At 63.3% G+C, this 18,695-nt stretch carries 14 protein-coding genes, 2 tRNA genes and 2 rRNA genes; 10 read left to right on the top strand and 8 right to left on the bottom strand.

Features of this window, described 5'->3' with window-relative positions:
• The first annotated feature begins 56 nt into the window (after nucleotides 1–56).
• The 4 genes from ACPTTC_RS38945 (at nucleotide 57) to rrf (ending at nucleotide 3,754) form a co-directional block, all read left to right on the top strand.
• Nucleotides 57–133: transfer RNA gene (locus ACPTTC_RS38945), tRNA-Ile, on the top strand.
• 90 nt (nucleotides 134–223) lie between these two features.
• Nucleotides 224–299: transfer RNA gene (locus ACPTTC_RS38940), tRNA-Ala, on the top strand.
• 280 nt (nucleotides 300–579) lie between these two features.
• Nucleotides 580–3,461: ribosomal RNA gene (locus ACPTTC_RS38935) — 23S ribosomal RNA — on the top strand.
• 180 nt (nucleotides 3,462–3,641) lie between these two features.
• Nucleotides 3,642–3,754: ribosomal RNA gene (gene rrf, locus ACPTTC_RS38930) — 5S ribosomal RNA — on the top strand.
• Nucleotides 3,755–4,246: 492 nt separating this feature from the next.
• Here rrf and ACPTTC_RS38925 read toward each other — a convergent pair.
• The 4 genes from ACPTTC_RS38925 to ACPTTC_RS38910 all read right to left on the bottom strand — a co-directional run bounded on the left by ACPTTC_RS38925 (nucleotide 4,247) and on the right by ACPTTC_RS38910 (nucleotide 6,273).
• The gene (locus ACPTTC_RS38925) at nucleotides 4,247–4,963 is read right to left on the bottom strand and encodes an O-methyltransferase (RefSeq protein ID WP_423396530.1); all 717 of its coding nucleotides are present in this window, start codon (nucleotides 4,961–4,963) and stop codon (nucleotides 4,247–4,249) included.
• Nucleotides 4,964–5,068: 105 nt separating this feature from the next.
• On the bottom strand, nucleotides 5,069–5,365 hold the full coding sequence (locus tag ACPTTC_RS38920; RefSeq protein WP_423396529.1) for a 4Fe-4S dicluster domain-containing protein: 297 nt from the start codon (nucleotides 5,363–5,365) through the stop codon (nucleotides 5,069–5,071).
• Nucleotides 5,366–5,367: 2 nt separating this feature from the next.
• Nucleotides 5,368–5,676 carry a hypothetical protein gene (locus ACPTTC_RS38915; protein WP_423396528.1) on the bottom strand — a complete coding sequence of 103 codons (309 nt, stop codon included), beginning with the start codon at nucleotides 5,674–5,676 and terminating at the stop codon, nucleotides 5,368–5,370.
• Nucleotides 5,677–5,688: 12 nt separating this feature from the next.
• Nucleotides 5,689–6,273 carry an RNA polymerase sigma factor gene (locus ACPTTC_RS38910; protein ID WP_423396527.1) on the bottom strand — a complete coding sequence of 195 codons (585 nt, stop codon included), beginning with the start codon at nucleotides 6,271–6,273 and terminating at the stop codon, nucleotides 5,689–5,691.
• 531 nt (nucleotides 6,274–6,804) lie between these two features.
• On the opposite strand from ACPTTC_RS38910, the gene ACPTTC_RS38905 reads away from it, so the two are divergent.
• Nucleotides 6,805–8,634: a methyl-accepting chemotaxis protein gene (locus ACPTTC_RS38905; RefSeq protein WP_423396526.1), complete on the top strand. Its 1,830-nt coding sequence runs from the start codon at nucleotides 6,805–6,807 to the stop codon at nucleotides 8,632–8,634.
• 51 nt (nucleotides 8,635–8,685) lie between these two features.
• Here the strand turns inward: ACPTTC_RS38905 and ACPTTC_RS38900 are convergent, their stop codons facing one another.
• The 3 genes from ACPTTC_RS38900 to ACPTTC_RS38890 all read right to left on the bottom strand — a co-directional run bounded on the left by ACPTTC_RS38900 (nucleotide 8,686) and on the right by ACPTTC_RS38890 (nucleotide 10,932).
• Nucleotides 8,686–9,150, bottom strand: a complete 465-nt coding sequence (locus tag ACPTTC_RS38900; protein WP_423396525.1) for a GNAT family N-acetyltransferase — start codon at nucleotides 9,148–9,150, stop codon at nucleotides 8,686–8,688.
• Between the two features lie 109 nt (nucleotides 9,151–9,259).
• Nucleotides 9,260–9,631, bottom strand: coding sequence for a nuclear transport factor 2 family protein (locus ACPTTC_RS38895; RefSeq protein ID WP_423396590.1), 372 nt, complete (start codon nucleotides 9,629–9,631; stop codon nucleotides 9,260–9,262).
• A gap of 290 nt (nucleotides 9,632–9,921) precedes the next feature.
• Nucleotides 9,922–10,932, bottom strand: a complete 1,011-nt coding sequence (locus tag ACPTTC_RS38890; protein ID WP_423396524.1) for an AraC family transcriptional regulator — start codon at nucleotides 10,930–10,932, stop codon at nucleotides 9,922–9,924.
• A gap of 144 nt (nucleotides 10,933–11,076) precedes the next feature.
• Here ACPTTC_RS38890 and ACPTTC_RS38885 point away from each other — a divergent pair, with 144 nt between their 5' ends.
• Genes ACPTTC_RS38885 through ACPTTC_RS38875 form a run of 3 tightly spaced genes read left to right on the top strand, consistent with a single transcriptional unit; the run spans nucleotide 11,077 to nucleotide 14,743 of the window.
• Complete coding sequence (locus ACPTTC_RS38885; RefSeq protein WP_423396523.1) at nucleotides 11,077–12,744, top strand: acyl-CoA synthetase; 1,668 nt, start codon at nucleotides 11,077–11,079, stop codon at nucleotides 12,742–12,744.
• Between the two features lie 22 nt (nucleotides 12,745–12,766).
• Nucleotides 12,767–13,534 (top strand): 3-hydroxyacyl-CoA dehydrogenase, encoded by a 768-nt coding sequence (locus tag ACPTTC_RS38880; RefSeq protein WP_423396522.1) that lies wholly within the window; start codon nucleotides 12,767–12,769, stop codon nucleotides 13,532–13,534.
• 18 nt (nucleotides 13,535–13,552) lie between these two features.
• A complete protein-coding gene (locus ACPTTC_RS38875; RefSeq protein ID WP_226199572.1) occupies nucleotides 13,553–14,743 on the top strand; it encodes an acetyl-CoA C-acetyltransferase in 1,191 nt (396 codons plus the stop codon).
• A gap of 100 nt (nucleotides 14,744–14,843) precedes the next feature.
• On the opposite strand, the gene ACPTTC_RS38870 is transcribed toward ACPTTC_RS38875, so the two are convergent.
• Nucleotides 14,844–15,536: a TetR/AcrR family transcriptional regulator gene (locus tag ACPTTC_RS38870; RefSeq protein ID WP_175958337.1), complete on the bottom strand. Its 693-nt coding sequence runs from the start codon at nucleotides 15,534–15,536 to the stop codon at nucleotides 14,844–14,846.
• 355 nt (nucleotides 15,537–15,891) lie between these two features.
• Between ACPTTC_RS38870 and ACPTTC_RS38865 the strand changes: the two genes are divergently transcribed.
• A complete protein-coding gene (locus ACPTTC_RS38865) occupies nucleotides 15,892–17,172 on the top strand; it encodes a Zn-dependent hydrolase (protein ID WP_423396521.1) in 1,281 nt (426 codons plus the stop codon).
• 127 nt (nucleotides 17,173–17,299) lie between these two features.
• Nucleotides 17,300–18,637 carry an NAD(P)-dependent oxidoreductase gene (locus tag ACPTTC_RS38860; protein ID WP_423396520.1) on the top strand — a complete coding sequence of 446 codons (1,338 nt, stop codon included), beginning with the start codon at nucleotides 17,300–17,302 and terminating at the stop codon, nucleotides 18,635–18,637.
• The last annotated feature ends 58 nt before the right edge of the window (nucleotides 18,638–18,695 follow it).

Genomic DNA, 18,695 nt, shown 5'->3' with positions numbered 1-18,695 from the left:
TTCTCGCAAAGTTGAGCGCTCACGCTTATCGGCTGTAAATTTAAAGACAGACTCAGGGGTCTGTAGCTCAGTCGGTTAGAGCACCGTCTTGATAAGGCGGGGGTCGTTGGTTCGAATCCAACCAGACCCACCATTGTCTGACGTGTCGGTGATCGTTAGCGCTTTAGCGCTTACGAGTACCCCAAGCCGACAGGCTCAGGCACCTGAGGCAATCTGTACTCATGGGGGCATAGCTCAGCTGGGAGAGCACCTGCTTTGCAAGCAGGGGGTCGTCGGTTCGATCCCGTCTGCCTCCACCAATCACCAACGCTAAGGGCTTGGTTCAGACACTGAACCGAGAATTTTGCATTGGCGATTGAGCCAGTCAGAGTGATACGTCTTACGTATCGGCTGTCGTTCTTTAACAATCTGGAAGAAGTAAGTAATTTGGATAGCGGAAGCGTCTTGAGATGGACGTGAAAGTTATCCGGGTTGTGATTGTATCGATGTATCTCAAGATGATTCGAACTCTATGTTTGACTCAATTGGAATACGGCACAACGCGAGAACTCAACCTGTAACGAGACAGACTCGTTATAGGGTCAAGCGAACAAGTGCATGTGGTGGATGCCTTGGCGATCACAGGCGATGAAGGACGCGGTAGCCTGCGAAAAGCTACGGGGAGCTGGCAAACGAGCTTTGATCCGTAGATGTCCGAATGGGGAAACCCACTCCTTTTGGAGTATCCATGGCTGAATACATAGGCCATGTGAAGCGAACGCGGTGAACTGAAACATCTAAGTAACCGCAGGAAAAGAAATCAACCGAGATTCCCAAAGTAGTGGCGAGCGAAATGGGATGAGCCTTGCACTCTTTATTTGTATTGTTAGCCGAACGCTCTGGAAAGTGCGGCCATAGCAGGTGATAGCCCTGTAGGCGAAAACAGTATGAAAGAACTAGGTGTGCGACAAGTAGGGCGGGACACGTGAAATCCTGTCTGAAGATGGGGGGACCATCCTCCAAGGCTAAATACTCGTGATCGACCGATAGTGAACCAGTACCGTGAGGGAAAGGCGAAAAGAACCCCGGGAGGGGAGTGAAATAGATCCTGAAACCGCATGCATACAAACAGTCGGAGCCTCGTAAGGGGTGACGGCGTACCTTTTGTATAATGGGTCAGCGACTTACGTTCAGTAGCAAGCTTAACCGTATAGGGCAGGCGTAGCGAAAGCGAGTCCGAATAGGGCGTTCAGTTGCTGGGCGTAGACCCGAAACCAAGTGATCTATCCATGGCCAGGATGAAGGTGCGGTAACACGTACTGGAGGTCCGAACCCACTAACGTTGAAAAGTTAGGGGATGAGCTGTGGATAGGGGTGAAAGGCTAAACAAACTTGGAAATAGCTGGTTCTCTCCGAAAACTATTTAGGTAGTGCCTCGTGTCTCACCTTCGGGGGTAGAGCACTGTCATGGTTGGGGGGTCTATTGCAGATTACCCCGCCATAGCAAACTCCGAATACCGAAGAGTGCAATCACGGGAGACAGACATCGGGTGCTAACGTCCGGTGTCAAGAGGGAAACAACCCAGACCGCCAGCTAAGGTCCCCAAATATAGCTAAGTGGGAAACGAAGTGGGAAGGCTAAAACAGTCAGGAGGTTGGCTTAGAAGCAGCCACCCTTTAAAGAAAGCGTAATAGCTCACTGATCGAGTCGTCCTGCGCGGAAGATGTAACGGGGCTAAGCTATATACCGAAGCTGCGGATGCGAGCTTTGCTCGCATGGTAGGAGAGCGTTCCGTAAGCCTGCGAAGGTGCGTTGAAAAGCGTGCTGGAGGTATCGGAAGTGCGAATGCTGACATGAGTAGCGATAAAGGGGGTGAAAGGCCCCCTCGCCGTAAGCCCAAGGTTTCCTACGCAACGTTCATCGGCGTAGGGTGAGTCGGCCCCTAAGGCGAGGCAGAAATGCGTAGCTGATGGGAAGCAGGTCAATATTCCTGCACCATTGTTAGATGCGATGGGGGGACGGATCGCGGAAGGTTGTCCGGGTGTTGGAAGTCCCGGTCGCTGCATTGGAGAAGGCGCTTAGGCAAATCCGGGCGCAGGATTCAAGGGTGTGGCGCGAGCTCCCTAGGGAGCGAAGCAATTGGAAGTGGTTCCAAGAAAAGCCTCTAAGCTTCAGTCTAACGATGACCGTACCGCAAACCGACACAGGTGGGCGAGATGAGTATTCTAAGGCGCTTGAGAGAACTCGGGAGAAGGAACTCGGCAAATTGGTACCGTAACTTCGGGATAAGGTACGCCCTTGTAGCTTGATGCGCCTGCGCGCAAAGGGTGAAGGGGTTGCAATAAACTGGTGGCTGCGACTGTTTAATAAAAACACAGCACTCTGCAAACACGAAAGTGGACGTATAGGGTGTGACGCCTGCCCGGTGCCGGAAGATTAAATGATGGGGTGCAAGCTCTTGATTGAAGTCCCGGTAAACGGCGGCCGTAACTATAACGGTCCTAAGGTAGCGAAATTCCTTGTCGGGTAAGTTCCGACCTGCACGAATGGCGTAACGATGGCCACACTGTCTCCTCCCGAGACTCAGCGAAGTTGAAGTGTTTGTGATGATGCAATCTACCCGCGGCTAGACGGAAAGACCCCATGAACCTTTACTGTAGCTTTGCATTGGACTTTGAACCGATCTGTGTAGGATAGGTGGGAGGCTATGAAACCGGAACGCTAGTTTCGGTGGAGCCGTCCTTGAAATACCACCCTGGTTTGTTTGAGGTTCTAACCTTGGCCCGTGATCCGGGTCGGGGACAGTGCATGGTAGGCAGTTTGACTGGGGCGGTCTCCTCCCAAAGCGTAACGGAGGAGTACGAAGGTACGCTAGGTACGGTCGGAAATCGTGCTGATAGTGCAATGGCATAAGCGTGCTTAACTGCGAGACCGACAAGTCGAGCAGGTGCGAAAGCAGGTCATAGTGATCCGGTGGTTCTGTATGGAAGGGCCATCGCTCAACGGATAAAAGGTACTCTGGGGATAACAGGCTGATACCGCCCAAGAGTTCATATCGACGGCGGTGTTTGGCACCTCGATGTCGGCTCATCTCATCCTGGGGCTGTAGCCGGTCCCAAGGGTATGGCTGTTCGCCATTTAAAGAGGTACGTGAGCTGGGTTTAAAACGTCGTGAGACAGTTTGGTCCCTATCTGCCGTGGGCGTTGGATATTTGAAGGGGGCTGCTCCTAGTACGAGAGGACCGGAGTGGACGAACCTCTGGTGTACCGGTTGTCACGCCAGTGGCATCGCCGGGTAGCTATGTTCGGAAGAGATAACCGCTGAAAGCATCTAAGCGGGAAACTCGCCTTAAGATGAGATATCCCTGGGGACTAGATCCCCTTGAAGGGTCGTTCGAGACCAGGACGTTGATAGGTCAGGTGTGTAAGCGCAGTAATGCGTTCAGCTAACTGATACTAATTGCCCGTAAGGCTTGATCCTATAACAAGTCTGTTTCGACAGTCGTTAGCGCTTTACGAATGTCGAACGTCGAGTGTGAAGCACTCGACGTACTGCGGTTGAACTACCGCGTATGTGTGAGATACAACCTCACAACCCAACGAAATTACTGCTTCTTCCCAGATTGGTTGTGCTGCAAAGCCAGCACAACAACCCTCTTTGCCTGATGACCATAGCGAGTCGGTCCCACCCCTTCCCATCCCGAACAGGACCGTGAAACGACTCTACGCCGATGATAGTGCGGATTCCCGTGTGAAAGTAGGTAATCGTCAGGCTCCCTAAGCCAAGAACCCCCGCCCGAAAGGCGGGGGTTTTTGCATTTGAGCGGCGGAAATGCACGGCGATCGGGATAGACGGCCTGGCTGGAGCTGAAACGACGAACGCGCTGATTGAGGCGCCTCCCGTTCTCGAGCAATCCGCAGTGCTACGTGCCCGGAACCCGGTGCGTTCCCCTGCGCGTCACATCAATCCACGTCCAGCGGGCTCCCTGTCGTACCGTCTTTAGGCGCCATATCGCGCGCAATATGCCATAAGGCATTGACGCGCCAATGGTCCGTGCGACCACTCGCTCCTGATTGGGACGCGCGCTCAATCACTGGGATCCGCGAATGGCAATAGCGCGGCAACGGACAGGCACCCGGCATCCGGTCTTCGCGATGTGTCGGGTGCGCGATGTTCTTGATTTCCTTCGCGTCGTAACTTCGGTCGCCGGCGGTGTTCCTTTAGGCCGAGATCCCGTAGAAGGAGCGCTTCGACGGCGTCCCCACTCAAGAAACGACGACCGTAAATTCGACCCCCGATTCAAAGTCCAGGGTCGTGGTCGAAAACCGCGGGTCGTTGGCGAGGTAGTGCTTGTACGGTCGAACGGCGTCCTCGGCTGTGTACATGTTGTCGGCCAGTACGACCGATCCTGGGTGCAGCAGGCGCTCGATCTGCTTGAACAGCTTCAAATAGGCGTCGGCCCATACATCGATAAACACCATGTCGAAAGCACCGTCGAGTTCGGCAACGGTCTCGAATACGTCGCCCTCCCGCACGTCGACATAGGCGTCCAGGCCCGCTGTTCTGACGTGAGTGCGCAGTTGTGCGCACTTGAGCGCATCGCGTTCGGTCGCGACGATCACGCCACGGCCCAGCATGCGCAGTGCGTCGGCGAAATACAGCGTCGACACGCCGCATGAACTGCCGAGTTCGAGGATTCTGGCCGGCCGTTGCGAGAGCGCCATGTTGCGTAAAAATCCCCCTGTTTCCGGCGACACGGCCAACGACAGCCGACTGCCTTCCGGGGACTCGAAGTCGTCGCTGGACAGCCCGAACGTTTCGAGAAACCGCCCTCGCAGACGAGGGGCGATCGCGTCGTATTCCTCGGCTAACGACAGAAAATCCTCGTTCGATCCCTGGAACTGCGCGCGGGCGCGGGCGATGATTTCGGTTCGGCTCTCCTCATGGAGCCGTTGCAGAAGAGCGATGGTGGGTGAAGCCATATTTGTTCCTTGACGAGATTGATCCGGTCGACGCTGTATCCAGCGACAGCCTCTCCCGTCAGGGTCGCTGCGCTGTCGCTCGATATCGGTGACACACGGATGTTGCTATGCCGTTCGGGCGAGCGTGATGGCGCGTTCGGGGCACGCCGTCACACACAGTCCGCATGAACGGCAGGCATCCGCGTTTGGCGTGTAGGCGACTTTCATTCCATGCACGCGCAGCTTCAGGCGATGCATCAGGGCAAGGCCGAGGTAATCGGCCTGGTCGATGCGCCGAATCTCGAACACGTTCTCGGGACACACCGCGACGCAAGCGCCCTTGCCTTCACAACGTTTCAGATCGACGACCGGCGCTATCACGCCCGGTTGCTGTTTGCAGTCGCCCGTTGATTTTTCGCGCACGTTCACTCTCCCGTGGGCCGGTTGCTGCCGGATCGCCACGCGGTCCGGAAAAGCTCGCGTTCTTCGGGTGTCATGGATTCCCACTTGCGCCAGTGGCGCCGTCCGCGCCAGCCGTGGTGTCCGCGGAATCCGCCGAACAGGATGCGGCTCAGCATGAGCAGGCCCAGCGCATGGGCGAAGTCGATCGTACGGGCGCCGACGAATAGCGCCGGAATCACCCAGTTCCATAACATCATGACGACCCATCCGAGCACGCCAATCGCGATCAACACGAGCAGCGCCTTGCCTGCACATCTGGTTCGGAAATTCATCTGTCGATTCCTTTAGGTGTTATCCAGTTCGTCATAAATGGGCTGCAGTCGGGCACGCAAATGCAAGACCGCATAGCGTTTGCGAGCGAGCAGCGTGTTGAGCGCGACACCGCTGTGCGCGGCCATCTCCTTGAAGGACTGGCCCTCCAGCTCGTGCGCGATAAATACCTCACGCTGGTTCGCCGGCAACTCGTCGAGTGCATCCTGCAAGGCCTTGAGCACTAGCGTGCGAGCGTAGAGTGCTTCGGGGCCGGCATCATGCGCCGGTAGCGCGAGGTCCAGCCGATACTCGCTGTTTGCGTCATCGTCGACCTCGGACAGGTCGGCCAGCGGTTGCTCCTTCTTCTTGCGAAAGCGGTCAACGATGCGGTTGCGCGCGGCACGGAAAAGCCATGCACTCACCTGTTCAATTGGCGCAGGAAGCCGATAGGCTTGGACGAATTCGTGAAACACATCCTGCAGGATGTCCTCGGCATCGTCCGGATCGCGTATCCGGCGCCGGATAAAATTCACTAGCCTCGTTCGTTCACGCATCACGGTCGCAGTGATGTCGCGGTCTGGGTCGGTCATCGTGTGCGAAGTGGGTGGCGATTCCATGCGCTTGAAGACGTTTCAGGCGCGCGAATATTGTGACGAGCGTAAAAATCTGCAGCTGAACACGCCGGCTTTGCGGGCATGCCATTTATCGCTGATCCAGCCAGTGGAACATGAATCGTAGGCACCCCGTCGAACACGCCTGCCAGGGAAAGGGATGGGTATCTCATCCCGTCTGTTTGCTTCGATACGTTGAACCGGATGCCATCCTGCAACTGCCCATGAGGGGACCACCGGATCGCGGCAGACAGATCCTCAGCCCTTCGTCGAACCGACGCATGACAACCTTCCGAGTATCCGGACGATCGTGGCCAGTTCATCCAGGCTCCCCGCTACGCGCCCAGTCAGTCGGGGCGGTATCCGATCTTGCCGGATCAGCCCGTCCGTCCCCCAATCCGCGGATCTGCCGATCCGTTGCCCGCACTGGTCTGGCCAGTCAGGCCTTAAGTTCCCGCGATCGCAGTCGTTAAACAGGACGTTGCCTGTTTTCGGCAACCCTATTCATACAACGCGGTAACGGAGATCGAAGTCATCATGTTGTCCTCGATTCGTGCTCGGATACTTGCGACTTGCGTCGCCATCGTGGTCACGGCGCTGGCCGTTACAGGCGGCCTAGTCTATTACGTGGTCAAGCAACACAACGACGAGGCAATCGACCAGAATCACAAGTCGATCCTCGCCGGGCACGCGCTTGCGATCAATGAATGGGTGGCCAGCCGGGGCCGGGAAACCCAGGCACTCGCGGATACGATCGCGATCGGCGAGGGCGATCCGCTGCCGGCGCTGAAGTTGCTCGGCAAGTCGGGCGGCTTCGAGGTGTTGACGCTCGGCCTGCCGGACAAGACCGCGTTCTCGAACGTGCCGCTCGCGCCCGGCTACGACCCGACAGCACGTCCATGGTATAAGCAGGCCGTCGGCGCGGGCCACCTGGTCGTGACGGCCCTCTACCGGGATGCGACGAGCGGCAAGCCGGCTGTTGCGTTCGCGGTGCCCGTGGTGCGCGACGGCACGGTGAAGGGCGTGCTGGCCGCCAGCCTGTTCATGGAGAGCGTGAGTTCGATCGTGACCTCGGTCCACCCGACACCCGCGAGCTTCGCATTCCTGGTGGACAAGAGCGGGCGCGTGATTGCGTCGGCCAAGACCGACCTGATCATGAAGCCCGCAACCGGTCTTTCGCCCGCACTCGACGCCGACCACCTCGGCGCGCTGCAAACCGCGTCCGAGCCCGTCGCCGTCGACATCGACGGGGCAACCAAGCTGATGCGCGCCCAGCCGATCGCCGGTACCGATTGGTCCCTCGTGCTCGCGCTCGACAAGGCGGACGTGACGGCCGGCATGCGCGCGGTCGCGACGACGACGCTGGCGGCGATCCTGATCGTCGCCATCATCGCCGCGGCGCTCGTCGGTGCGATGACGAACGCGGCCTTCAAGCGCATCCTGCTGGTCCGCGACGCGCTCACGGATGTCTCGAGCGGCAGCGGTGACCTGACGAAACGCCTGCCCGCCGACGGCGTGGATGAAGCCGCGCAGATCGCGCATGCGTTCAACCTGTTCGCCGGAAAGATCAGTACGATCCTGCTGCAGATTCGCGAATTCAGCGAATCCGTCAACCTCGCGAGCGCCGAGATCGCGCAGGGCAACCAGGATCTGTCGGGCCGGACCGAACATGCCGCATCGAGCTTGCAGGAAACCGCCGCAGCACTCGAGGAGATCGCCGGCACGGCCCGCAACTCGGCCGATGCCGCGAGCCAGGTGAGCCGTCTGGCGGAATCGGCGTCGGACGTCGCGGTGCGCGGCGGCACGGTCGTCGGCGAGGTCGTCTCGACGATGAACGAGATCACGCAAGCGTCGAGCGAAATCGCCAACATCGTCGGCGTGATCGACGGCATCGCGTTCCAGACCAACATTCTCGCGTTGAACGCAGCCGTCGAGGCCGCACGTGCAAACGAGCACGGCCGGGGCTTCGCGGTCGTCGCGGGCGAGGTGCGCGCGCTCGCGCAGCGCAGCGCGCAGGCCGCCAAGGAAATCAAGCAATTGATTCACTCGTCGGTCGAGAAGATCGAGGGTGGCTCAGGACTCGTCCAGACGGCTGGTGCGACGATGAACGAAATCGTCGAGGGCGTGCGCAGCATCACGAGCGTCATTGCGGAAATTACCGTCGCCGCGAAGGAGCAGAGCACCGGGCTCGAGCAGGTCAATCAGGCGGTGTCGCATCTCGACAATGCGACACAGCAGAATGCGGCACTCGTCGAGCAGTCGGCGGCGGCCGCGACGTTGCTGCGCGAGCAGGCCGCGAAGCTCGCGCAGACGGTCGGCGAGTTCAAGCTCGAGGACAGTCGTGCGAGGACGTTGCAGCCAGCCTGAGAAGGGGCGACGCGGGGTATGTCTGGTTGCAGCGCCCGATAGGCGTTGCGATCAGATCGTGATCCGCAGGATCGGGAAGAACCGGCCCGGGACGACGCCCGATTCCTTTTCGCCGATTTTTTCAGCCCCGAGCGCCAGATAGAACGGAACCGCATTGGGATCCGCTTCGATCACGAAGCTTGTGATCCCTCTCGCGGCGCTTTCCCGGCGGACTGCTTCCCACAGTGCCCGGGCGACACCGCGGCCCATGTGGTCGGGACGAACGAACAGCCATCCGGGCGTCGGTCGATCCGATTCCGAAGACGCCCTGACCCAGAATCCGATGATGGCCTCTCCGGATTCCGCGACGTAACCGATCGATCCGTCGATCGTCTCCGGCGCAATCGTGAGATCGCGCTGCCACAAGTCGAGCCAGTCCTTCGGATAGCCCCAGTGTGCTTTCGAAATGCGAGCCAGTCGCGTGAGTTCGTTCGCGTCCGCGGTACGGGCAGCACGTAGGGTGAATGATTGGTGCATGTCGTCTCCTGTCATGGACGATACCTTCTTCGAGGTATCGTCCGGCTCGCATCCACTCCACTCCGGATTCGCGGCTTGCCGGCTCGAAGGGCGTGCGAGCTCGACGCGGCTACATGACCTGCGACGCATGCCCGGCGACGACGCGCCAGCCGGCGCTCGATCGACGCCATAGCCGAGTATAGGCAAACACGCCGTCGAACGCCTCGCCGTCGAAATGGCCGGCGAGTATCGCCTTCGTCGTGGTCAGGATCATCTCGCCGATCGCGCATGCGCGCGTTTCCTGCACATCGAGTTTGTCGAGACGCAGCAGCTTCGCGCGATGTGCGGCGAGGTCGTCTTCTTTCGAGATGATCTGGCCGGTCGGAACGGTGAACACGAGATCGTCGTCCAGCAACGCATCGAGCGCTTCGACATCGTTGGTCAGCATCGCGGCACGAAGCGCGGCTTCGCTGGGTTCGATGGCTGTACGGATTGCATCCATTTCAGGGCCTCGCATCGTCTCTGAAGGTTGGTGGTGCTCATATCGGCGAGCAACGGCAGCAACGAACATACCGCACCGACGGATACTGTCTACCGCGCGTTCGGCAGCGATTGACGCCGGATGAGCATCACCCCGCAGATGTCGATCGACGCGATGACGTTGACGGCCGGGTAGAACGCGGCCGCGATGCTCCGAACGGCAGTCGGCAGATCGCATCGTATCAGCGTCGCGCGAGCGTTTCCGTGTCCGCCGCGCAACTCCCGTCGACGACGGCCTGCCGCATCATCCGCTCACCCCCCCGGCTCGCCCTCCGCCACATGCACGTCCCGCCGGAACGCGCCGGGGCTCGTCCCCGTCCATTTCCGGAACGCGCGATGAAACGCGCTCGGCTCGGTGAAGCCGAGCTCGGCCGCAATCTCCGCGACGCTGAGCGCATGCCCGCGCAGCAATGACTGGGCCAGCGCGCCGCGCAGCTCGTCCTTGATTGCCGCGAAGCTTTGCCCTTCGCTGCGCAGACGCCGTCGCAGCGTCGCGGGCGTCGTGCCGAGGCGCACGGCCAGCGTATCGAAGTCGGGCCACTCCGCGGCAGGTAGCGTTTTCAGCTGCGCGCGCGTCTTCGCGACCCAGCCCGTGTCGTGCCGGTAGCGGACGAGCAGGTTGCCGGGCGCGCCGCGCAGAAAGGTCTTCAACGCTTGTTCGGAGCGGATCGTCGGCAGCGCGAGGTACGCGGCATTGAACGCGAGCCGGCTGTCGGGACGGTCGAAATGCACGGGCACGCCGAAGAACTGGTGATAGTCGCTGCGCTGGTCGGGGCTCGGGCACGCGAAGTCGATGCGCTGCAGCGGGATGCGCCGGCCGATCAGCCAGCACGCGACGCCCAGGAGGATCAGCCAGAACGTCCGGTACGCGAACGCCGGGTAGGGCGCGCCCGTTTGAGTCAGCACGATCTGGGCCTGTCCGTCGGCCACGACGAGTTCGCCATGCGGCTCGTCCAGCACCACGCGCAGGAACTGCAGCGCGCGCCGCAGCGCCTTGTCGAGGGTGCCGGCGTGCAGCACCGCATGGCACAGCAGCGTGAAGCTGCCACGCCGCATCGGGCGCGCGGCGAGGCCGAAGAATTCGTCGTCGAGCGTACCGGCGATCGCGAGCCACAGCCTGCCGTACTGCTGCGGCGTGACGGGCTCGCATAGGGCGGCCGGCAGGCCGGCGGCGCGCAGCACGGGCTCCGTCGGAAGGCCTTGCCGGCGCAGGCACGCGAGCGCGTCGTCGACGAAATCCGGTGAAATCATCTGCGGCCCCATTTTCCTGCATCCTCCCGACATGGCAAAAGCGATCACGATTCTAGATTCCGTTTGTCATTGATTGCAATGTACGGGCTGTCTACTATCGAACTATCCCCGTCGCGCCCCTGGCTCGCCGGCGGCCATAACGCACAGGAGACACGCATGTCTGATGGAGCTACCGCCCAAGCGGTGCCGGCCTACGCCGACGCCGTGGCCCGGTTCAGTATCGAGACCGCCGCGCAGCAACTGCACGGCGACCTGGCGCACGGCCTGAACGCATGCGTGGAATGCTGCGACCGGCACGCATCGGCGAACGCGATCGCGCTCGACTGGATCGACGCCGGCGGGCAGCACCACAGCTACACGTTTGCGCAGATGAAGGCGCTGTCGGCACGCGTCGCGAACCTGCTGGTCGCGCAGGGCGTGAAGCCGGGCGACGTGGTGGCGGGCCTGTTGCCGCGCACGCCGGAACTCGTCGCGACGATTCTCGGCACATGGCGCGCGGGCGCCGTCTATCAGCCGCTGTTCACCGCATTCGGCCCGAAAGCAATCGAGCACCGGCTGCGCATGAGCGACGCACGCCTGATCGTGACCAACGTCGCGAATCGCGCGAAGCTCGACGAGATCGCCGGTTGCCCGCCCGTTGCGACGGTGCGCGAGCCGGGCGAAACGCTGCCGGAACGCGACATCGATTTCCGCGCGGCGCTCGACGCGCAGCCCGACACGTTCGAACCGGTGCTGCGCACGGGCACGGACCTGTTCATGATGATGTCGACGTCGGGCACGACGGGCTTGCCGAAGGGCGTGCCGGTGCCGCTGCGCGCGCTGCTTGCATTCGGCGCGTACATGCGCGACGCGGTGGACCTGCGAGCCGGCGACCGGTTCTGGAACATCGCCGATCCGGGCTGGGCGTACGGCCTCTATTACGCGATCACGGGCCCGTTGCTGCTCGGCCACGCGACGACGCTCTACGAAGGCAGTTTCACGGTCGACAGTACGTACGACGTGATCGAGCGGCTCGGGATCACGAGCCTTGCCGGTTCGCCGACGGCCTTCCGGATGCTGATGGCGGCCGGGACGGAAGCGGCGGCGCGACTGAAGGGCAAGCTGCGCGTGGTCAGCAGCGCGGGCGAACCGCTGAATCCGGAAGTCGTGCGCTGGTTCGACGCGGCGCTCGGCGCGCCGATCTACGATCACTACGGCCAGACCGAGCTCGGGATGGTCGTGAACAACCACCACGGCCTCGCGCATGCCGTCCACGCGGGTTCGGCAGGCTTGGCGATGCCCGGGTACCGCGTCGCGGTGCTTGACGAGGCGAGCCGCGAGCTCGGCCCGGGCGAGCCCGGCAACCTGGCGATCGACATCGCGCGCTCGCCGCTGCTGTGGTTCCACGGCTACTGGCAGCAGGATACGCCGGCGATCGCGGGCGGCTATTACCGGACCGGCGACAACGTCGAGCTGGAGCCGGACGGCACCGTGAGCTTCATCGGCCGCGCGGACGACGTGATCACGTCGTCCGGCTACCGGATCGGCCCGTTCGACGTGGAAAGCGCGCTGATCGAGCATCCGGCCGTGAGCGAGGCCGCCGTCATCGGCGTGCCCGACGCGGAGCGCACGGAGATCGTCAAGGCGTTCGTCGTGCTGTCGAAAGGCCAGGACGGCACGCCGGCGCTGGCCGAGGAACTGAGCCTGCACGTGAAGCGGCGGCTGTCCGCTCACGCCTATCCGCGCGCGATCGACTTTGTCGACGCGCTGCCGAAAACCCCGAGCGGCAAGATCCAGCGCTTCGTATTGCGCAAGATGGAAGCCGAGAAGGCCGCTCAACCCTGAACACATACTGTACGGACTGCGAATGGATATCAAGGATCGCGTTTTTCTGATTACGGGCGCCGGCTCGGGCCTCGGCGCCGCGGTGGCGCGCATGGTGGTCGCGGAAGATGGCAAGGCCGTGCTGCTGGACGTCAACGAAGAGGCAGGTGCGGGCCTCGCACAAGAACTCGGTGCGGCCGCATGCTTCGTGAAGACGGACGTGACGAGCGAAGCCGACGGTCAGGCTGCCGTCGCCGCGGCGCGTGACGCGTTCGGCCGCATCGACGCGCTCGTCAACTGCGCGGGCGTCGCGCCGGGCGAGAAGGTGGTGGGCCGCGACGGCCCGCATTCGCTCGACCGCTTCGCGCGCGCGGTGTCGATCAACCTGGTCGGCACGTTCAACATGATCCGGCTGGCCGCCGAGGCGATGTCGAAGCAGGACGCCGATGCGGAGGGCGAGCGCGGCGTGATCGTCAACACCGCGTCGGTCGCGGCGTTCGACGGGCAGATCGGGCAGGCCGCGTATGCGGCGTCGAAGAGCGGCGTGGTGGGCATGACGCTGCCGATCGCGCGCGAGCTCGCGCGGTTCGGCATCCGCGTGGTGACGGTCGCGCCGGGTATCTTCGCGACGCCGATGATGGCCGGCATGCCGCAGGACGTGCAGGACGCGCTCGGCAAGAGCGTGCCGTTCCCGCCGCGGCTCGGCCGGCCGGAAGAATTTGCGGCGCTGGTGCGCCACATCGCCGGGAACACGATGCTGAACGGCGAAGTCATCCGTCTCGATGGCGCGTTGCGCATGGCACCGCGCTGACACTGGAGGAAGCGAATCATGACGACTCAGGATCCGATCGTAATCGTTGGCACGGCGCGTACGCCGATGGGTGGTTTTCAGGGCGACCTGGCGGCAGCCAGCGCGAGCGACCTCGGCGCGGTAGCGATTCGCGCGGCGCTCGAGCGCGCGAACGTGCCGGCCGAGCGCATCGATGAAATCGTGTTCGGCTGCGTGTTGCCGGCGGGCCAGGGCCAGGCGCCGGCGCGGCAGGCCGCGCTGAAGGCCGGGCTGCCGCTCGCGGCGGGCGCGACCACGGTCAACAAGATGTGCGGCTCGGGGATGAAGGCCGCGATGTTCGCGCACGATCTGCTGCTGGCAGGTTCGGCAGGCGTGGCCGTCGCGGGCGGGATGGAGAGCATGACGAATGCACCGTACCTGCTGCCGAAGGCGCGCGCGGGGATGCGCATGGGTCACGGGCAGGTGCTCGATCACATGTTCCTCGACGGGCTCGAGGACGCGTACGAGAAAGGCCGCCTGATGGGCACGTTCGCCGAGGATTGCGCGCAGGCGTACCAGTTCACGCGCGAGGCACAGGATGCGTTCGCGATCGCATCGCTGACGCGCGCGCAACGTGCGATCGCCGACGGGCATTTCGTGTCGGAGATCGCGCCGGTGACCGTGAAGGCCGGCAAGACCGAAACGGTCGTGTCGATCGACGAACAGCCGGGCAAGGCGAAGCTCGACAAGATCCCGACGCTGAAGCCGGCCTTCCGCGAAGGCGGCACGGTGACGGCCGCCAATGCGTCGTCGATCTCGGACGGCGCGGCCGCGCTCGTGATGATGCGCCGCTCGGAAGCCGAGCGCCTGGGGCTCACGCCGAAGGCCGTGATCGTCGGGCATTCGACCTACGCAGACAAGCCGGGCCTGTTCGCGACCGCGCCGATCGGCGCGCTGCGCAAGCTGTCGGAGAAAACCGGCTGGAACCTGCGCGACGTCGACCTGTTCGAGATCAACGAAGCGTTCGCGGTGGTGCCGATGGCCGCGATGCGCGATCTCGACCTGCCGCACGAGAAGGTCAACGTGCATGGCGGCGCGTGCGCGCTTGGGCATCCGATCGGCGCATCGGGCGCGCGCGTAATGGTGACGCTGCTGGCCGCGCTCGAAACGTATGGGATGAAGCGCGGCGTCGCTTCGCTGTGCATCGGCGGCGGCGAGGCGACGGCGATCGCGATCGAGCGCATCGTGTAACGCATCGCGCGTAGTCCGCCTGCGGCGACACGTACGACGGGTATCGCACGGGAAACACCGGTGCGATACCCGTTCCGCTTTGGGGGATCGCGTTGTCGCGCTACGCCTTCGCGTGCGGCGAAACCGCCCCGCATGCGCGGATCACGAGCTGCACGACCTGTTCGGTCCTCTCGTCGAACGCCTTCTGCGTGAGCGCCCGCTTGCCGCTCAGCGCGCGGATCTGCGCATCGAAATCCGCGTAGTGCTGCGTGGTTGCCCAGATCAGGTACATCAGCGCATGCGCGTCGATCGGCGCAAGCAGCCCGCGCGCGATCCAGCCTTCGATGACCTTCACGCGCGTATCGAACCACGGCTTCACGCGTTCCGACAGGATGTCCTGCATGTGCTCCGCGCCGTGGATGATCTCGTTGGCCCAGACCTTCGAGCCGAGCGGACGCCGCCGCGACAACGCCATCTTCGCGCGCACGTAGGCGCCGATCGCTTCGACGGGATCGTCGTCGGCCTCGAACGAGCCGGCCGCACGATGCCAGTCCTCGAACAGGTCGTCGAGCACGCGTCGGTACAACGCAAGCTTCGTCGGGAAGTAGTAATGCAGGTTCGCTTTCGGCAGGCCGGCGCGCTCCGCGATCATCGCGGTGCTCGCGCCGTCGAGCCCGCGTTCCGCGAACACGGCTTCCGCACAGGCGAGCAGATGCGCTTCGTTGGACTCGCGGATGTGCGCCTTGCGTCGCCGCAAAGGCGCGGACGTCTCGTCGCTGTCGGTGGCTTCGGTCGCCGCCTCGTCATGTCTCATCGTTGCCCTCGCGCGGCAGGCGTGCCGCGTTGGGCTTCATTCTAGCCGCTGATCCGCATCGAACGCACGTGTGCAGATTTCGCGCCTGCGTTGCGATGCTGCGTTGCGGTGGCACGTTTCTCGCTCTCTACGTTCACGCAAGAAAGAGATTGATTTGGTCATTTTGATCGTCTAAAACCTGTCCAATCGGACAGGATTCGACGAGCGGCGGAAACCTTCCAGCCCGATTCGCCGGACGATCTTCGCGAACGACCGGGGCATGCACCGCGCTTGGGCGGCGTTGCCCCGAAACAGGCATGACACGCACCGGCACGGACCGGCTGACGACATCACCGACCCCACAGGAGCGATACGAATGAACGCGGTATCGGAAACAGTGAAGCGGGCAGCTTTCGACACGTCGATCAAGGTCGACGGCAAGCGGTTGTGGGACAGCCTGATGGAAGTCGCGAAGATCGGGGCGACGCCGAAGGGCGGCGTGTGCCGTCTCGCGCTGACCGATCTCGACAAGGCCGGCCGCGACCTGATCGTCGGCTGGGCAAAGGCCGCCGGCTGCACGGTGACGGTCGATACGATGGGCAACGTATTCATGCGCCGCGCCGGCCGCGCGGCCGATGCGGCGCCGGTCGTCACGGGCTCGCACGCGGATTCGCAGCCGACGGGCGGCCGCTTCGACGGCATCTACGGCGTGCTCGGCGGCCTCGAGGTGATTCGCAGTCTCAACGATCACGGCATCGAGACCGAGCATCCGGTCGAGGTCGTGATCTGGACCAATGAGGAAGGCTCGCGCTTCGCGCCCGCGATGGTTGCGTCGGGTGTGTTCGCGGGCGTGTTCTCGCTCGAATACGGGCTGTCGCGCAAGGATGTGGACGGCAAGACGATCGGCGAGGAACTGGCGCGCATCGGCTACGCGGGTGACGTGCCGTGCGGCGGACGCAAGCTGCACGCGGCATTCGAACTGCATATCGAGCAGGGGCCGATTCTCGAAGCGGAATGCAAGACGATCGGCGTCGTGACCGACGCGCAGGGGCAGCGGTGGTACGAGATCACGTTCACCGGCCAGGAAGCGCACGCGGGGCCGACGCCGATGCCGCGTCGCCGCGATGCGCTGCTCGGCGCGTCGCGCGTGGTCGATCTCGTCAACCGGATCGGCCTCGATCATGCGCCGTTCGGCTGCGCGACGGTCGGCATGATGCAGGTCTACCCGAACTCGCGCAACGTGATTCCGGGGCGCGTGTTCTTCACCGTCGATTTCCGTCATCCGGACGACGCGGTGCTCGCGAAGATGGATGCTGCATTGCGCGACGGCGTGGCGCGCATCGCAGCCGACATCGGGCTCGAGACCGAACTCGAGCAGATCTTCTATTACAAGCCGGTCGCGTTCGATCCTGCCTGTGTGGAAGCCGTGCGCAGTGCGGCCGACCGCTTCGGTTTCTCGCATCGCGACATCGTGTCGGGCGCCGGCCACGATGCGTGCTACCTCGCGCAGGTCGCGCCGACGTCGATGGTGTTCGTGCCGTGTGTCGACGGCATCAGCCACAACGAGATCGAGGATGCGACGCCCGCCTGGATCGAGGCCGGCGCGAACGTGCTGCTGCACGCGATGCTGTCGCGTGCATGCGAGCCGGCTTCATGACGCAGAGATCGTAGCAGCCGGCAGGCTGCTGATCGCCTGACCGTAGCATTCCTAATAAAGACCGCCCCGATCGCGCATTCGCGGCCGGCGGGGACGGCTTTGTCTCCACCCAGTCGAAGGAACGCGTATGACCACCAAGCCTACCGGCGATATCGCCGCGCATCGCCTGTCGTCCACGCAACTCTCGTGCGAATTCGCCGATATCGCGCCGCTGCTCGATCCGACTGCCGCGGCGGCGGCCGCCAGCCGCTGTCACTACTGTTACGACGCGCCGTGCGTGCAAGCGTGCCCCACGCAGATCGACATCCCGAGCTTCATCCGCAAGATCGGCAACGGCAACCTGAAGGGCGCCGCGACCGACATCCTGTCGGCGAATCCGCTCGGCGGGATGTGCGCCCGCGTGTGTCCGACCGAGATCCTGTGCGAAGGCGCATGCGTGCGCAATCACCAGGATGCGCAGCCCGTCGCGATCGGCGCGCTGCAACGGCATGCGACCGACTGGGCGATGGAGACCGGTGCGGTGCGCTTCACGCGTGCGCCCGACACGGGCCGCCATGTCGCGGTGGTCGGCGCGGGGCCGGCCGGGCTCGCATGCGCGCACCGGCTCGCGCTCGCCGGGCACCGCGTCACGCTGTTCGACGCGCGCCCGAAGGCCGGCGGCCTCAACGAATACGGGATCGCTGCCTACAAGACCGTCGACGCGTTCGCGCAGCGTGAAGTCGAGTGGCTGCTGTCGGTGGGCGGGATCACGTTGGAAACCGGCGTCGCGCTGGGGCGCGACATCACGCTCGACGTGCTACGCGAGCAGCACGACGCGGTGTTTCTCGCGATGGGCCTCGGCGGCGTGCGTGCGCTCTCGATCGACGGCGAGCAACTGGCCGGCGTGATGAACGCGGTCGACTTCATCGAGCAGGTGCGGCAGGCCGACGCGCTGGAGAACGTGCCGGTCGGGCGGCGCGTCGTCGTGATCGGCGGCGGCAATACGGCCATCGATGCGGCGGTGCAGAGCCGCAAGCTTGGCGCCGAGCGCGTGACGATGGTGTACCGGCGCGGCGTGGACGCGATGAGCGCGACATGGGCCGAGCGCGAGTTCGCGCAGAAGAGCGGCGTCACGCTCGTCACGCACGCGAAGCCGGTGCGCATGGCGGGTGCGGACGGGCAGGTGACGGGTGTCGAGTTCGAGTCGGCGTCGGGCGAGCGCTTCACCGTCGATGCGGACATGGTGCTGAAGGCGATCGGCCAGACGCTGACACCGGACGGCGTCGACGCCGCGCTGCTGACGGCGGACGGTGCGCGCATCGCAGTGGACGCGGACGGGCGCACCGCATGGCCCGACGTGTGGGCCGGCGGCGACTGCGCGGCGACGGGCGGCATCGACCTCACGGTGCAGGCCGTGCAGGACGGCAAGCGCGCGGCCGCGTCGATCGACGCGGCGCTCGCGCAACGCGACGCGAAGGCCGCGTGACCGCCCGACGCGCGTCACACGCCACGAGCACAACGAACACGATCCCACTCTCACGGAG

This window comes from Burkholderia mycopellens, assembly GCF_964265025.1.
Taxonomy (GTDB): Bacteria; Pseudomonadota; Gammaproteobacteria; order Burkholderiales; family Burkholderiaceae; genus Burkholderia.
Note: the sequence above shows the minus strand (reverse complement) of the source record. Positions and strands in the feature narration are given on the sequence as shown.

Bases quoted from the DNA above. Each gene is read 5' to 3' on its own strand.
- ACPTTC_RS38925 (WP_423396530.1), bottom strand. From the start codon at position 4,963: ATGGCTTCACCCACCATCGCTCTTCTGCAACGGCTCCATGAGGAGAGC.
- ACPTTC_RS38915 (WP_423396528.1), bottom strand. From the start codon at position 5,676: ATGAATTTCCGAACCAGATGTGCAGGCAAGGCGCTGCTCGTGTTGATC.
- ACPTTC_RS38910 (WP_423396527.1), bottom strand. From the start codon at position 6,273: ATGGAATCGCCACCCACTTCGCACACGATGACCGACCCAGACCGCGAC.
- ACPTTC_RS38905 (WP_423396526.1), top strand. From the start codon at position 6,805: ATGTTGTCCTCGATTCGTGCTCGGATACTTGCGACTTGCGTCGCCATC.
- ACPTTC_RS38900 (WP_423396525.1), bottom strand. From the start codon at position 9,150: ATGCACCAATCATTCACCCTACGTGCTGCCCGTACCGCGGACGCGAAC.
- ACPTTC_RS38895 (WP_423396590.1), bottom strand. From the start codon at position 9,631: ATGGATGCAATCCGTACAGCCATCGAACCCAGCGAAGCCGCGCTTCGT.
- ACPTTC_RS38890 (WP_423396524.1), bottom strand. From the start codon at position 10,932: ATGGGGCCGCAGATGATTTCACCGGATTTCGTCGACGACGCGCTCGCG.
- ACPTTC_RS38885 (WP_423396523.1), top strand. From the start codon at position 11,077: ATGTCTGATGGAGCTACCGCCCAAGCGGTGCCGGCCTACGCCGACGCC.
- ACPTTC_RS38880 (WP_423396522.1), top strand. From the start codon at position 12,767: ATGGATATCAAGGATCGCGTTTTTCTGATTACGGGCGCCGGCTCGGGC.
- ACPTTC_RS38875 (WP_226199572.1), top strand. From the start codon at position 13,553: ATGACGACTCAGGATCCGATCGTAATCGTTGGCACGGCGCGTACGCCG.
- ACPTTC_RS38870 (WP_175958337.1), bottom strand. From the start codon at position 15,536: ATGAGACATGACGAGGCGGCGACCGAAGCCACCGACAGCGACGAGACG.
- ACPTTC_RS38865 (WP_423396521.1), top strand. From the start codon at position 15,892: ATGAACGCGGTATCGGAAACAGTGAAGCGGGCAGCTTTCGACACGTCG.
- ACPTTC_RS38860 (WP_423396520.1), top strand. From the start codon at position 17,300: ATGACCACCAAGCCTACCGGCGATATCGCCGCGCATCGCCTGTCGTCC.